Genomic DNA, 13,501 nt, shown 5'->3' on the forward strand with positions numbered 1-13,501 from the left:
ACCGTCAACGCGGCGGCCGCTGTGCCGTCCACCCGCGCAGGTTGCTGCGTCGGTCGGCGGCGGCGCCTGCTTACTTCACTTTCTTCACCAAGTGCGGAAATTTTTCGCGAAATTCGATCGTCGCCTGCTCGTGCGCCGCCGCCGTTTCCACGCCCTGCGCGGTCAATTCCGCTACCCGACGATCCATCCAGCGCTCCCGGAAATTCGTTTCCACGTCCGCCGCGATGTTCGGGTTTTCCTTGGGCTTTTTGGATTTGCGAAACAGATTGCAGCCGGTCGCCGGCATCAGCACGAGGACCCCAAGGGCAAGCAGGAGCGTGGACTTCAATTTCATGTGCGGGCAGTGAACGTGAGTGAGCGAACAGTGGACCGCGAGTGAATCTTTTTGGTTTCGTGGCGCCGAGCGACTTGCTTGCATGCGGGCATGAGCGACGAATCCACGCCCCCTCCGCTCCGCCTGCGCCCGCGCGCTCGACCGGAGTCCGAGCCACCGCCCTCTTCGCCGCCACCCGCTTCCGAAACGCCGGCCGAATCCACCCCGCCGTCCAAGCTCCGACTGAAGCCCAAACTCGCGCTGACCGATCCGGTCCCCGCCGCGGAAACGCCCATCGAACCGCTGACGCCTCCTCCCCCGGCCTCCCCCGCCGAAACGGCGCCAGCCCATAACCCGTCCGCATCCGCCCCCCTGCGACTCGACCCTGCGTCGACGCCCGCCACCGACGCGGCGAGCGCCACGCCGCCACCCGAATCGCCCCCGGCGACCGAAGCACCCAAATTCAAGCTCAAGCTCCGTCCGGCCGATGCCGCGGTCGCCGCTCCGGCGGCGCCCTCCGCTCAGCCCAGTCCGCCGCCACCCGCCGCGCCTCCGATTTCCGAAGCTCCGCCACCACCGCCGACGAAGAAGCCCAACACACCGCCGCCGTTTCCCGTCGTGGCTCCGCCGCCCCCGGAATCAAAGGCTCCGCCACCGCCGCCACCGGTGCCGCATGTGCGCGCTCCGGCATCGGTGGCCGAGGAGGCGCTCGTGAGTCCCGCTCCCGTGGCCCCACGCCCCCAACGCAGCCGCAAGCTCCTCGCGCTCGCCGCCGTGGTGGCTCTGCTCGCCGCCGCCGGGGCCGGCTATTTCCTCTTCCTCGACGACGCGACGCCGCCGGCTCCGGCTCCCGTTGCCAGGAAGCCTGCGCCCGCCGCGCCCGCGAACGCCGGCCCGACACCCTCCACCACACTCAACGCCCTCGCGCACGCGCCCGCCCAGGCCATCGACAAGGCCCGCGATGCGGTCGAGGCCCGTCGCACCAACGAACAGAACCGCGTCGATGCCCTCGCCGCCGGCGAGGAAGCGCCCGACGCGCGCTTCAACACCCCGACGCCCCCCCCAACCGCCGCGCCCGAAGTGGTGACCGCCACCTCGCAGCTCGCGCCGGGCGTCACCGCCACCACCGTCAACTCCGACGTCGTCGGCGACGCCAGTCCCGCCTTTCGCACCTGGGCAGCCAACGCCCGCATCAACGGCGTATTCAACGGCGATCCGCCTCGCGCGCTCATCAATGGCCGCACCGTGCGTGCCGGCCAGGAGGTCGATGCCGCGCTCGGCATCGTCTTCGACGGAATCGATCGCGATGCCGGCACGCTGCGTTTCCGCGATCGCTCCGGCGCCGTCGTCGAACGTCGTTACTGAACCGCGTTACCGTCCGGCCGCCGATCGGATGGCCCGCACGACCGCGGGATCGGTGACGATCTCCAGGACGCCATTCACCACGAACTGGATCCCGATGCAAAGGATGATGAAACCCATCACCTTCGAGAGCGCGTTCATGCCGTTGACGCCGATGACGCGCACCACGCGTTCGGACAGCGCCAGCAGCACATACGTGATCGCCGCCACGATCAAAATCCCGACGATGATCGCCACGTAATCGAGCCAGGTCGACGCGAGCGAGGTGAATCCCACCGTCACCGCGATCGAGCCCGGGCCGCTCATCATCGGCATCGCGAGAGGCGAGAACGACACATCGCGTTTCGCGCGCGCCTCGGCCTGGGCATGATCGTCGTTATAGGTCCGCGGCGGCCCCATCAGCATCGACGAACCGATGCCCGCCACCAGCAGCCCGCCCGCGATCCGCAAACCCGGAATCGACAGGCCGAAGAAGCTCATGATGAACGTGCCGCCCACCAGGAAGCTCACGAGAATCGCGACCATGTAGATGCACGCCATGCGGAGCTGTTGGCGCCGGCGCTCGCGGGTGTCGCCTTCCGTGATCGCGAGGAACGTCGGCGCCGAAGCGAGCGGGTTGATCACCGGCAGCAGCGCGATGACCGTCCCCAGAATCAACTCCCAGAATCGACTCGCCGTCAGCATCGCGGACTCCGGTTCGTGCGTTACCAGACTTCCACCGGGCCCTTCGGCACGGGAATCGCCGTGCGCTCGAGCGCGCCGGCCGGCTGCATGAACGACGCCACCATGGGCGCGGGTTCGAACTTCGGCAGCAGTTCGCCGCGCTCGTCGCAAAACTCCTGGCGCCACGCGAGGTAGTCCGCGAGCGCCGCCTCGAAATCCGCCCGCGACGCGATCGTGATGATCCGCTGCTTGAACAATTTCGACGGACCGAACCGCTTCGCATACCACGGCGCGACCTTGCGAAACAGACGCGCACCGTGCTCCTCGCCATAGAACTCGCAGTAGCGCTCGAAATGCCGGCGCAGCACGCGAACGCGTTCGTTGAACGCCGGCTCGGGCAACAACTCCCCCGTCGCGAGCAGATGCTGCGTGCGACGGAAAATCCAAGGATCGTAAAACGCCCCGCGCCCGATGCTCACGCCCGCACACCCCGTAACCTCGAGCATGTGCTTCGCCGCTTTCGGCGTCGTCACGTCGCCGTTGCCAATGACGGGGATCGTTTTCACCGCCTCCACCACCGCGCGAATGCCGTCGAGATTGACCGTGCCGCTGAAACCCTGCGCGCGGGTGCGACCGTGGACGAACACCGCCGCGACGCCGGCCTCTTCGAGCACGCGCGCCAGCTCGGGCGCCGTCAAATTCTCGTCGTCCCAACCGAGCCGCATCTTCGCGGTCACCGGGATCTTCACCGCGCCGATCATCCCGCGCACCAACGCCGCCGTTTGCGCCAGCTCCGTCATCATCGCGGAGCCGCCGCCGATCTTCACCACCTTGCGCACCGGACAACCCATGTTGATGTCGACGCCTTGCGCACCCAGGTCTTCGCACATCCGCGCCGCATCGCGCATTTCGGAGGCGACACTGCCGAAGAGCTGAATCGACATCGGCCGGTCCTCCGCGCAACTGGCGACGAGCTTCAGCGCAGTGGGATTGCGCTCCAGCAGCGAGCGGGCGTTGACGAGATCCGTCGTCACCCAACCCAACCCGCCCAGCTCCCGCAAGGTCACGCGAAAAGGCAGGTTCGTGTAACCCGCGAGCGGTGACAGGCAGAGATTGGAAACGAGGACGTGTGGACCGATGCGCATGACGCGAACGCCAGCCTGCGCGCGCCGCCGCGAACCTCAAGCGCGTTGCCGCATCAACGCAGGGTGTGCCGCTGCGCGTTGGAGAATCATCGGTAATCCGCCCGATGCCTCGTAAAATCGCTGCAAATGAAGCACTCGCGCGGGCACGCAGCCCCGCCTCCGATTGACACGACAAGCACCGGCAAAAACGTTTTGGCGTCCACCCGGCGGAGATTCTTCCAGCCATCCCCCCGTCTTGTTTCATGAGCACTCCCAAACGCATCCTTCTGGCCGAAGACAGCCCGCAAGACGTCGAAATGACGCTCGCTGCGTTTTCTGAACACAACCTTTCCAACCAGATCGATGTGGTGCACGACGGCGAACAGGCGCTCGATTACCTGTATCGGCGCGGCCCGTTCGCGGAACGGCCCGCCGGCGCGCCCGTGCTCGTGCTCCTCGACTTGAAGATGCCCAAGGTCGACGGTCTCGAAGTGCTGCGGCAGATCAAGGGCGACGAAAATCTCCGCACCACGCCGGTCGTGATGCTCACGTCGTCGCGCGAGGAGCAGGACATCGTCAGCAGCTACCGGCTCGGCATCAACGCCTACGTCGTGAAGCCGGTCGACTTCCACTCCTTCATCGAGGCGGTGAAGCAGCTCGGCACGTTCTGGACGATCCACAACGAGCCTCCTCCGCAAGCCACGGCCCCTTCGCCCTGATCCCGCGCCGGCGCGCGAACCGCCGGTCCGCGTCGGGTCGCCGCTGGAAACGTCCCCGCCCACCCCGGCACTTTCCTCGTATCCGCATTTTCGATGCGCATCCTCCATCTAGAAGATTCCGCCCCGGACGCGGAGCTGGTGGCCGACCGGCTCGCGCGGGAATACCCGGACTGCCGGATCGAGCATGCGTCGACGCGCGCGCAGTTCGAAACCGCCCTCGCCCACGGCAACTTCGACCTGATCGTATCCGATTATACCCTGCACGACTTCGACGGTCTCTCCGCCCTCGAGATCGCGCGGCGACAATGCCCGGCCAAGCCCTTCATCTTTCTTTCCGGCACGATCGGCGAGGAACGCGCCATCGAAGCGCTGCGCCGCGGCGCGACCGATTACGTGATCAAGGACCGGCCGTCGCGCCTCGTCCCCGCCATCCGCAACGCCCTCGCCCGCGCCGCCGAGGAGGAACAACTCCGCCGCACCGAGGACGCGCTGCTGGAAGGCCGCGAGCGTTTCCGCCAGATCACGGAAAATGTCGCCGATCTCATCCTGATGCTCGAGCGCTCCGGCCGCTGCGTGTATCGAAATCCGGCCTACAACGCCGCCATGGGCCGGACCCGCGAGTCCGCTGCGGAGAACCCGTTCGACGATGTGCACCCCGAGGACCGGATCCTCGTCGACGAGGCGTTTCGTGAAACGGTGCGCACCGGGATCGCCCGCCGGCTCGAATACCGGCTCGTCGGCCGCGGCGGCGCCGTCCGCCACGTCGAAGCCCAGAACACCGTCGTCCGCGATCCGTCCGGCTCCGTCCGCCAGGTGCTCGTCGTCGCGCGCGACGTCACCGAGCGCCGCGCCGACGTCGAGCGCATCCGCCAGCAGGCCGCGCTGCTCGATCGCGCGCAGGATGCGATCCTGATGCGCGACATGAGCGATCGCATCACGTTCTGGAATCAGAGCGCCGCCCGCATCTACGGCGTGCCCGCCGCAGAGGCACTGGGCCGCACCGTCGACGAGTTGTTGCACGAGGACAAGGCGCAGGCCGACGCCGCGCGCCGGGCGACCTTGTTCTACGGAGAATGGATGGGAGAGATGCGCCAACGGTCGCGTCAGGGCGCGGACCTGATCATGCAGAGCCGATGGAGTCTCGTCCAAGCCGAGGATGGCACCGCCGCCGGCTTCCTCCTCATCAACACCGACGTGGCCGAGAAGAAGCGCCTCGAGGCGCAGTTTTTGCGCGCGCAGCGCACCGAAAGCATCGGCATCCTCGCCGGCGGGATCGCGCACGACATCAACAACGTCCTCGTCCCGATTCTCGCCTCCGCCGATCTGCTGGAGCCGACGGTCACCGATCCGGAGTCGCGGCGCTTCGTCGCCTCCATCCGCGCCAGCGCCCAGCACGGCGCCGAATTGATCCGCCAGCTCCTCGCGTTCGCCCGCGGCGCCGCCGGGGATCCGGTGGAGCTTTCGTTTCGCTCGTTGCTCGACGAGTTCGTCGGTTTCGCGAGCCAGATTCTCCCCCGCTCCGTCAGCATCGACCTCGTGGCCGGCCCGGAGCTTTGGTCGATCTCCGGCGACGCGATCCAGCTGAAGCAGGTGCTCGTCAACCTGTGCATCAACGCCGTCGACGCGATGCCTCGCGGCGGCCACATCCAGCTTCGCGCCGTCAACGAACACATCTCCGAAGCGGCCGCCGCCGCGTTGCATGAGATCAAGGCCGGGCCGCATGTCGTGCTCTCCCTTTCCGACAACGGCGAGGGCATGGACCGTCAGATCGTGCAGCGCATCTTCGATCCGTTTTTTACCACGAAGGAAATCGGCAAGGGCACCGGGCTCGGCCTCGCCGCCGTGCGCGGGATCGTGAAGGGCCACCAAGGCTGCATCGCCGTCGAGAGCGAACCGGGGCGCGGCACGACGTTTCGCCTTTATCTGCCGGCGCTCGGGTCCGCCGCGGCGACGGCGCCCGAGGCGCCGCCGACCTCCGAGGTGGCGAACGGCGACGGCGAAGGCATTTTGCTGGTCGACGACGAGCCCGCCGTGCGCGAAATCCTCGCCATGCTCCTGCGCGCCAGCGGCTATCAGGTGCGAGTCGCGTCGTCCGGCGACGAAGCGCTCGCCTCCTATCGCCGGCACGCCGCCGAAACCGGCGTCGTCCTCACCGACGTGACGATGCCGGACAAGGACGGCTTTGCGCTCGCGAGCGAATTGCGCGCGCTGCGCCCCGATCTGCCGATTCTCGTGATGAGCGGCATGGCCGGCGCCGGCGAATACGACGAGGTCGCGCGACGGTTGCAGGTGCCGCTCCTGCCCAAACCGATCACGCGCGACGCCCTCATTTCCGCCGTGCAACACGCGCTTCGCCCCACCTCGCGCGGCTAGGCGGAGCCGCTTCCGCCCCGCTCAGGTCCGCGCCGCGAGGGCGCGCTTCATCCGCTGCAAACCTTCCAGCAGCGTGGCACGCGGACATCCGAAATTAAGCCGCACGTGCCGGCCTCGCGGCGAACCGAAATACGTCCCTTCGCTCAAGCCCACGCCGTGGGCCTCGAAGTGCGCGATGGGATCCGCCAGGTCGAGCGCAGAGACATTGAGCCACGCCAGGTAGGTGGCCTCGATCGGCGCCTCGATCGTCACGCCCGGCAACTCCCCCGCCACGAAGTCCACGAGCGTGTCGCGATTCGCGCGCAGATACGCGAGGACTTCCTGCCGCCACGGCTCGCCGTCACGATAAGCCGCCTCACACGCGGCATAACCCAATGGCGTGACCTCCGCCACGATCCCCGCCGCCGCGCGCGTGAAACGCGCCCGTAGCGCCGCGTCCGGGATCACCGCCAGCGAAGTGCCCAGGCCCGCGATGTTGTAGGTCTTGCTCGGCGCCGTCAGCGTGATCGTCCGCCGCGCGATCTCGCCGCCCAACACGCCGGTGCACACATGCGAGAGTGCCGGGTCGAGGATCAGGTCGCAGTGAATCTCGTCGGAGCACAGCACGAGATCGTGCCGCACGCAGAACTCGCCGAGTCGTTCGAGTTCGTCGCGACGCCACACGCGCGCGATCGGGTTATGCGGGTTGCACAGGAAAAACAGTTTCGTCCGCGGAGTGACCGCGCGCTCAAGCGCGTCCCAGTCGATTTCCCAGCGGCGCTCGCGCGCGTTCAGCGCGAAATCGACCTTCACCGTCGAGCGGCCGCTGTTGCGTGGGCCGGTCATGAACGGCGGATAAACCGGTGTCAGCGTCAGCACCTCGTCGCCGGGCTCGGCAAAGGCCTGCGCAGTGACGTTCAAGCCGACCACGAGGCCCGGCAGCCACACGATCCACGCAGGATCGATCGTCCAGCCATGCCGGCGCTGGAACATCTCCACCACGGCCTCGACCGTGGACTTCACCGGACGCGCATAACCGAAGATCGCCTCGTCGACGCGGCGGTGGAGCGCCTCCACGATCGGCGGGGCGACTTTGAAATCCATGTCTGCGACCCACATCGGCAGCACGTCGCGACCGGCATATTTCTGCCATTTTTGGGAATCGGTCCGGGTGCGATCCGTCACCGTGTCGAAGTCGAAATTCATGGAAGGGATTCACTGTCGCAGCGCCTCGCCCCGCCGCAACTCACATCCCTGTCAGCGGGACCGCCCTCTGTCGCCGTGGATCGAATGACGCTCGGCTCTATGATCGAGCTCACATCCACAAAACTCAGCTGAGGCACGTCAGGACCACTTCAGCGCCCTGATGCCGGCGAATGGCCAAGAACCTCCATCCAACCCGGCCGGGCTACTTCGCCAGCACTTCGTAAAGCGCATCGAAGGTAGTGAACCCATACTCGAGAATCTTTTCGTCCGACCAGCCGAGCTTCGCCAACCCTCGCAGCACTTGATGGATTCCGGCCGCCTCCACGGCAGCGAATTTCCCGTCCTGCAGATCCGCCTGATGCACCATCTCAGCGATGCGCTTGAGGGCCTTCTCCTCCAGGGCAAAGCGCTTGAGCAAGATCTCGAAGGTGCAATCGTCGCCGTGATGGGTGAAGTCCACGTCGAGCATGTCGTAGGGCACTGCTTCGGGGAAGGCCGCCGCCTTTGTGGCGAAGACAAACTTCGCCTTCGGGTCGATGAACCTCCGGATGAGCCAGGCAGACGCGACCCTGTCCACCTCGGGCTTGGGGCGGGTCAGCCAAGTGCGTCCCTGAAATTCGCTTCGGCGGACTCGGGCTACGGGCACAGACTCAGACTGATCGAGCCGCTCCAGCTTCTGGAGCAGCACCAAGGTGTCGTGCTTAGCCGGTGCCCCGAAGAAGTCCACCTGCTCAATACCAGCAAAGCGGGCGCGGAGCTTCTCAAGCGACGGAGCGAAGTTTTCGCCGACCTTGCGTCGGTTGGCGCGGAGCAGAGCCGTCAGATCGCGATTCAGCTCGGCGTAGTCGGCCGCGCGGGCCTCGTTGAAGAAGCCGTGGATCTCTTCCGCAGTCAGGCCTTCGATGTCGGAAGTCCGGATCAACGTGGCGTCTCCGCCGCCATCCCGGAGCTGCTGCGCCAGCCACTGGAATCGCTCGTAGTGTGTGGGGGTGTCAGGCAGCAAATAGGCGGACGTCTTCAGCTGCAGGGCACCGAGTTTCTTGAGGTTGCGCCATAGGCCGACCCTCAGGGAACCGCGGCCCGCGGGCAGGGCATAAAGGAAAAGGATCCAGTCAGTCATTGGATGTTATATTATTTTCTGGTGTAATATGTGTTACATATACGTCAATATGTTATCCCTAAAACGACTGGTTGTTCTCAGCGTTATCGGGACCACCCTCGTGGCGCGCCCCCTGTGGTCCGCGGAACTCGGCTTCGATTCGGCCCAGATCGAAGCCGTCACCGGCTTGAAAGGCTCCGCCCATGCCGGCGTATTCAAGATCGCTTCGCCGCGCACCGACGTTCCCATCGTGGTCGATGGATGGAAGATGCCGCCCTTCATGGGGCTTACTTCATGGGCGGCCTTCTCTGCGGGACGATCCGCTGACCTAATGGTGATGGGAGATTTCGTCCTGTTCCAGGACGAGGTTGCGCCCGTGATGAAGGCGGCCCTGTCCCACGGACTGACGGTGACCGCCTTGCACAACCACTTCTTCTATGACGAGCCGAAAGTCTTTTTCATGCATATCGGCGGTGAAGGAGACCTCGCCAAGCTGGCCGGCGGCGTGCGGTCGCTGCTGGACGCCGTAAGGTCGGTGCGAACCGCAGTCCCGCAACCGGCCAGATCCTTCAGTCTTGGCCCGCTGCCGGCCCAGAGCCACATCACGGCGGTCGCGATAGAAAAGATTCTCGGCGTGAAGCTGCAGGCGAACAACGGGATGGCGAAGGCCGTTATCGGCCGCTCCGTCGTAATGGACTGCGGTTGTGAGGTTGGTGCGGACATGGGCGTGAACACTTGGGCGGCATTTGCCGGGACCGATGACGACGCCGTCGTGGACGGTGACTTCGCCGTGACGGAAGGCGAACTGCAGCCCGCCCTCCAATCTCTGACCGACTCAGGCATCAACGTGGTCGCGATCCACAGTCACATGACCGGCGAAAAACCTCGCATGCTGTTTCTGCACTATTGGGGGCGCGGCCGTGCCCCTGAACTGGCGACCCAGTTGAAAGCGGCGCTGGATCGTGTGGCGCAGGTGAAATGACTCGGGGCGCCGGGGTATCCGGGCGGACTTCGACTACCCATGAACGCAATCGTATGCGTGGCGGCGCTGGTTATTGCAACGAACGCGGGGGCCGCGCCAAATCTCACCCTCGCGGGGTCGATCCTGCTCCCCCACGTCGAGGGGCGGATTGACCATTTCGCGATCGACGCCGTGAACCAGCGCCTGTTCGTAGCCGCGCTAGGCAACAACAGTGTCGAGGTGGTGGATCTCGGCCGCGGACAGGTCATTCATTCGATCACCGGCCTGGCTGAACCCCAAGGCCTCTACTATCTCGCGAACAACCAAAAGCTCTATGTCGCCAACGGCGGCGATGGCGCGCTCCGCATCTATGATGGCAAGACCTGGGCTGCGGCTGGCGTCGTCAAACTGGACAACGATGCGGACAATGTCCGCTACGACGACTCCACCAAGAGGCTCTATGTCGGGCATGGCCGCGGTGCGCTCGGTGCGGTTGATACGACCAACGATACAGTCGTGGCCGAAACCAAGCTGGACGGGCACCCCGAGTCCTTCCAATTGGAGGAGGGCGGCCGTCGCGCATTCGTGAACGTGCCGGGTGCCCACCAGATCGTCGTTGTGGACCGGGACAAGCACACGGTCGTCGCCAACTGGTCGCTGGGACTGGCAGCAAGAAACTTTCCCATGGCTCTCGATGAGGCTGGCCAGCGTCTGTTCGTCGGATGCCGGATGCCGGCACGGCTTCTGGTTATCGACACGGAGACCGGCACGGTGGTCACCAAGCTCGCGCTCCATGGCGACTGCGACGACCTGTTTTTCGACTCCAACCGGCGGCTACTCTACGCCTCATGCGGGGAGGGGTTCATCGACGTGTTCGCGGTGTCGGATGACGGGCGCTGCGCGCTCAAAGAGTCCGTCAAAACCGAGCCCAAGGCCCGCACCTGTTTCCTGCATGCTGATCACTTGTATCTGGCGGTGCCCCGCCGCGGCGATCATCCCGCAGAGATTCGCGACTACCTCGTTTCACCGATACCAGCTCCGCGCCACGCGACCATCCGTCATGGCAAACGGACGCGAAACATTCCCCCACCGGCCACGCTTGGGACCACACCTGCCGAAATCGAAAAACATCCGTTTTCAACAAATCGGGATCCGCAGGATCCAACTCAGAAGACATCCGCCAAGCTCGACGGGCGCTAACTGGGGATGACGGGAATGAGCGCTTTGCCCGCCCACGTCAGTAACATCGTGGCCCCACTCGCGTGTTGGCGTGAGCCCGGCGGCCCTCGCTCGGTGGCCGAAACCAAGCGTGATTCTAAGCCCGGAGCTGAGCGTGTCGTTGGGGACCGAGCGTAATATTCAAAGCCGCGCGTGATTCTCGCTCCACGCTGCGCAAAAATTTCCCGCCTCCGCTGGCACAGAGCGGGACGTTCGTTCCCACCGCGTTTTGCGCGCTAAACGTAATTCGTCGCGGCAACGTCACTTGCGGGGCGCGCCGATCCGGCATCCGCCATGCAATAGCGTGCGCACCGAAACACCCGCCCCTGCGGGAGAACACCCATCACAACCAGAATACAATCATGAGAATCGTTCGCTATACCTATCCCGCGTATCGCAGCCCCGCCACGTTGCTGGGCCGCCTGTCGCAATCCCCGTGGTCCGGCCTCGAGAGCGAGATCGACCGCCTGTTCGAAAATGCGTTGAGCAGCTTCGCCGATCCGGCGACCGCGTCGAACTTCCCCGTCGATCTCTACGAGGACAAGGACAACACCTACGTCCGCGCCGAGCTCCCGGGCGTCACGCGTGACGACATCAATGTCGAGATGGTCGAGGACTATCTGACCATCACGGCGTCGCGCAAAACCACCGAGGCGGAGGGCGAGCAGTCGTTCTCACTCAGCCGCTCTGTGAACATCCCGGAGGAAGTGCAGGCCGACAAGGTCAGCGCCGCCTACGAGAACGGCGTGCTCACCGTCACCCTCCCGAAGCGCGAGGAAACGAAGCCCAAGAAGATCACCGTCGCGGTCAAATAAACCCGCGCTCCCGCAACCCAAACCATCAACTTCAAGAACCATGTCATTGATCAACGCTCTCATTCCCTCGCTCGGCCGGCTGCCTGCACGCCGGCAGGGCTCCGCTCAAGCCGACCTCGGCCCGACCGTGAAGCCCGTTTATGAAATCAAGGAAACGGACGACGCCTACGGCGTGACGGTCCATCTTCCGGGCGTCAGCAAGGACGGCTTGGAAATCACCGCCGGTCCGGGCGAGTTCCGTCTCGTCGGCCGCCGCGCTTGGAAGCAGCCGGAAGGCTGGACCTCCCTGTATCGGGAATCCAACGACGCGACCTACGAACTCGTGCTGACGCACGACAACGCCATCAACGCCGACCAGATCGCGGCCGAGCTGCGCGATGGCGTCCTGCGCGTGTCGCTGCCGAAAGCCGAGGCCTTCAAGCCGCGCAAGATCGCGGTGAGCTGACCGCGAACGCTTTGGTGGGGCCGTGATCGCAAGCCGGTCGCGCGCCGCGCCAAAAACATAGAGCCCGACATCTGACGGTGTCGGGCTTTTTCTTTGCACCTGCCGCGCGCTGGCCGGCAGGGCGCCGGGCGCGTCCGGTTCAGCGGTTTCCTTCGGGCAGCCGCGGCGCCGGCGCTTTCTCTTTGATCAACACCGACAGCAACACCGACGTCGTCAGCACGCCGCCGATCACCCCCAGCGACACCGCCGTTGTGATATCGACCCAGGGCTCGATCAGCATTTTCACCCCGATGAAGCACAGGATGACCGCGAGTCCGATCTTCAGATAACGGAACAGCTGCATCACGCCGCTCAGCGCGAAATATAACGAACGCAGTCCAAGAATCGCGAAGATGTTCGAGGTCAGCGCGACGAAGCCGTCCTTCGTGATCGCCAGCACCGCCGGAATCGAATCGAGCGCGAACACCACGTCCGTCGTTTCCACCACCAGCAGCACGATGAACAGCGGCGTCGCCATCAAGCGTCCGCCCTGCCGGGTGAAGAAATGGCCGTTCACGTTTTCCGCGGCGACCGGATAAAGCTTCCGGAAGAGCCGGACGACCGGATTGTGATTCGGATCGACGTCGACTTCGCTCTTGCTCGGCAGCGCCATCTTGATGCCGGTGTAGACGAGGAACGCGCCGAAGAAATAAAGCACCCAGTGAAACCGCTGGATCACGCTCACGCCGACCAGGATGAACACGGCGCGCATCACCACCGCGCCGATGATGCCCCAGAAGAGCACGCGATGCTGCCATTTCGCGGGCACCTTGAAGTAGGCGAAGATCAGGATGAAAACGAAAACGTTGTCGATGCTCAGGCAGAGCTCGATCAGGTAGGCGGCAAGAAACTGTTGCCCGAGCTCCGCGCCGCGCCAATGCCACACGACGGCGTTGAAGGTCATCGCCAGCGCGAACCACACGCCGCACCACGCGAGCGCCTCCTTCATCTTCACTTCATGCGAGTGGCGCTGAAAGACCCCCAGATCGAGCGCGAGCATCGCGGCGATGAAGATGAAGAATCCGATCCACGCCCACAACGGCATCGCATCCGTCAACGCAAACATGAGGTTTGGCAGCATGGCGGCAGAACATGCTTCGCTCAGCGCGCGCCGCGCAAGCGGGGACTTCTCCGTTTGGAAACACCGGGAGATCGTTCCATCGGCGGCCGGGCCTCGTCCTAACC

Annotated in this window: 13 protein-coding genes; 7 read left to right on the plus strand and 6 right to left on the minus strand. The window is 65.1% G+C overall.

Features of this window, described 5'->3' with window-relative positions; translation table 11 throughout:
- Nucleotides 1–70: 70 nt before the first annotated feature.
- Nucleotides 71–334 carry a hypothetical protein gene (locus tag AC6RV7_RS17345; protein WP_500095296.1) on the minus strand — a complete coding sequence of 88 codons (264 nt, stop codon included), beginning with the start codon at nucleotides 332–334 and terminating at the stop codon, nucleotides 71–73.
- Nucleotides 335–1,039: 705 nt separating this feature from the next.
- Between AC6RV7_RS17345 and AC6RV7_RS17350 the strand changes: the two genes are divergently transcribed.
- Nucleotides 1,040–1,678: a hypothetical protein gene (locus AC6RV7_RS17350; RefSeq protein WP_500095297.1), complete on the plus strand. Its 639-nt coding sequence runs from the start codon at nucleotides 1,040–1,042 to the stop codon at nucleotides 1,676–1,678.
- Between the two features lie 6 nt (nucleotides 1,679–1,684).
- Here AC6RV7_RS17350 and AC6RV7_RS17355 read toward each other — a convergent pair whose 3' ends face one another.
- Entirely contained in the window at nucleotides 1,685–2,359 is a 675-nt protein-coding gene (locus AC6RV7_RS17355; RefSeq protein ID WP_500095298.1) for a MarC family NAAT transporter, read from the minus strand.
- A 20-nt stretch (nucleotides 2,360–2,379) separates the two neighbouring features.
- Entirely contained in the window at nucleotides 2,380–3,483 is a 1,104-nt protein-coding gene (gene dusB, locus AC6RV7_RS17360; protein ID WP_500095299.1) for a tRNA dihydrouridine synthase DusB, read from the minus strand.
- 242 nt (nucleotides 3,484–3,725) lie between these two features.
- Between dusB and AC6RV7_RS17365 the strand changes: the two genes are divergently transcribed.
- Together AC6RV7_RS17365 and AC6RV7_RS17370 are read left to right on the plus strand one after the other, a co-directional pair.
- Nucleotides 3,726–4,181, plus strand: coding sequence for a response regulator (locus AC6RV7_RS17365; RefSeq protein WP_500095300.1), 456 nt, complete (start codon nucleotides 3,726–3,728; stop codon nucleotides 4,179–4,181).
- Between the two features lie 93 nt (nucleotides 4,182–4,274).
- On the plus strand, nucleotides 4,275–6,554 hold the full coding sequence (locus tag AC6RV7_RS17370) for a PAS domain-containing hybrid sensor histidine kinase/response regulator (RefSeq protein WP_500095301.1): 2,280 nt from the start codon (nucleotides 4,275–4,277) through the stop codon (nucleotides 6,552–6,554).
- 21 nt (nucleotides 6,555–6,575) lie between these two features.
- Here the strand turns inward: AC6RV7_RS17370 and AC6RV7_RS17375 are convergent, their stop codons facing one another.
- Together AC6RV7_RS17375 and AC6RV7_RS17380 are read right to left on the minus strand one after the other, a co-directional pair.
- Complete coding sequence (locus tag AC6RV7_RS17375) at nucleotides 6,576–7,739, minus strand: MalY/PatB family protein (protein ID WP_500095302.1); 1,164 nt, start codon at nucleotides 7,737–7,739, stop codon at nucleotides 6,576–6,578.
- Between the two features lie 202 nt (nucleotides 7,740–7,941).
- Nucleotides 7,942–8,859 (minus strand): chromate resistance protein ChrB domain-containing protein, encoded by a 918-nt coding sequence (locus AC6RV7_RS17380; protein ID WP_500095303.1) that lies wholly within the window; start codon nucleotides 8,857–8,859, stop codon nucleotides 7,942–7,944.
- Nucleotides 8,860–8,908: 49 nt separating this feature from the next.
- Here AC6RV7_RS17380 and AC6RV7_RS17385 point away from each other — a divergent pair, with 49 nt between their 5' ends.
- From AC6RV7_RS17385 to AC6RV7_RS17400, 4 genes are all read left to right on the plus strand, one after another.
- Nucleotides 8,909–9,820 carry a DUF1259 domain-containing protein gene (locus AC6RV7_RS17385; protein WP_500095304.1) on the plus strand — a complete coding sequence of 304 codons (912 nt, stop codon included), beginning with the start codon at nucleotides 8,909–8,911 and terminating at the stop codon, nucleotides 9,818–9,820.
- Between the two features lie 39 nt (nucleotides 9,821–9,859).
- Nucleotides 9,860–10,999, plus strand: coding sequence for a YncE family protein (locus tag AC6RV7_RS17390; protein ID WP_500095305.1), 1,140 nt, complete (start codon nucleotides 9,860–9,862; stop codon nucleotides 10,997–10,999).
- A 380-nt stretch (nucleotides 11,000–11,379) separates the two neighbouring features.
- Nucleotides 11,380–11,832 (plus strand): Hsp20/alpha crystallin family protein, encoded by a 453-nt coding sequence (locus AC6RV7_RS17395; protein ID WP_500095306.1) that lies wholly within the window; start codon nucleotides 11,380–11,382, stop codon nucleotides 11,830–11,832.
- Nucleotides 11,833–11,872: 40 nt separating this feature from the next.
- On the plus strand, nucleotides 11,873–12,277 hold the full coding sequence (locus tag AC6RV7_RS17400; RefSeq protein WP_500095307.1) for an Hsp20/alpha crystallin family protein: 405 nt from the start codon (nucleotides 11,873–11,875) through the stop codon (nucleotides 12,275–12,277).
- 139 nt (nucleotides 12,278–12,416) lie between these two features.
- On the opposite strand, the gene AC6RV7_RS17405 is transcribed toward AC6RV7_RS17400, so the two are convergent.
- Complete coding sequence (locus AC6RV7_RS17405; protein WP_500095308.1) at nucleotides 12,417–13,397, minus strand: TerC family protein; 981 nt, start codon at nucleotides 13,395–13,397, stop codon at nucleotides 12,417–12,419.
- Nucleotides 13,398–13,501 lie beyond the last annotated feature (104 nt).

This window comes from Opitutus sp. sgz309028 (assembly GCF_059821195.1).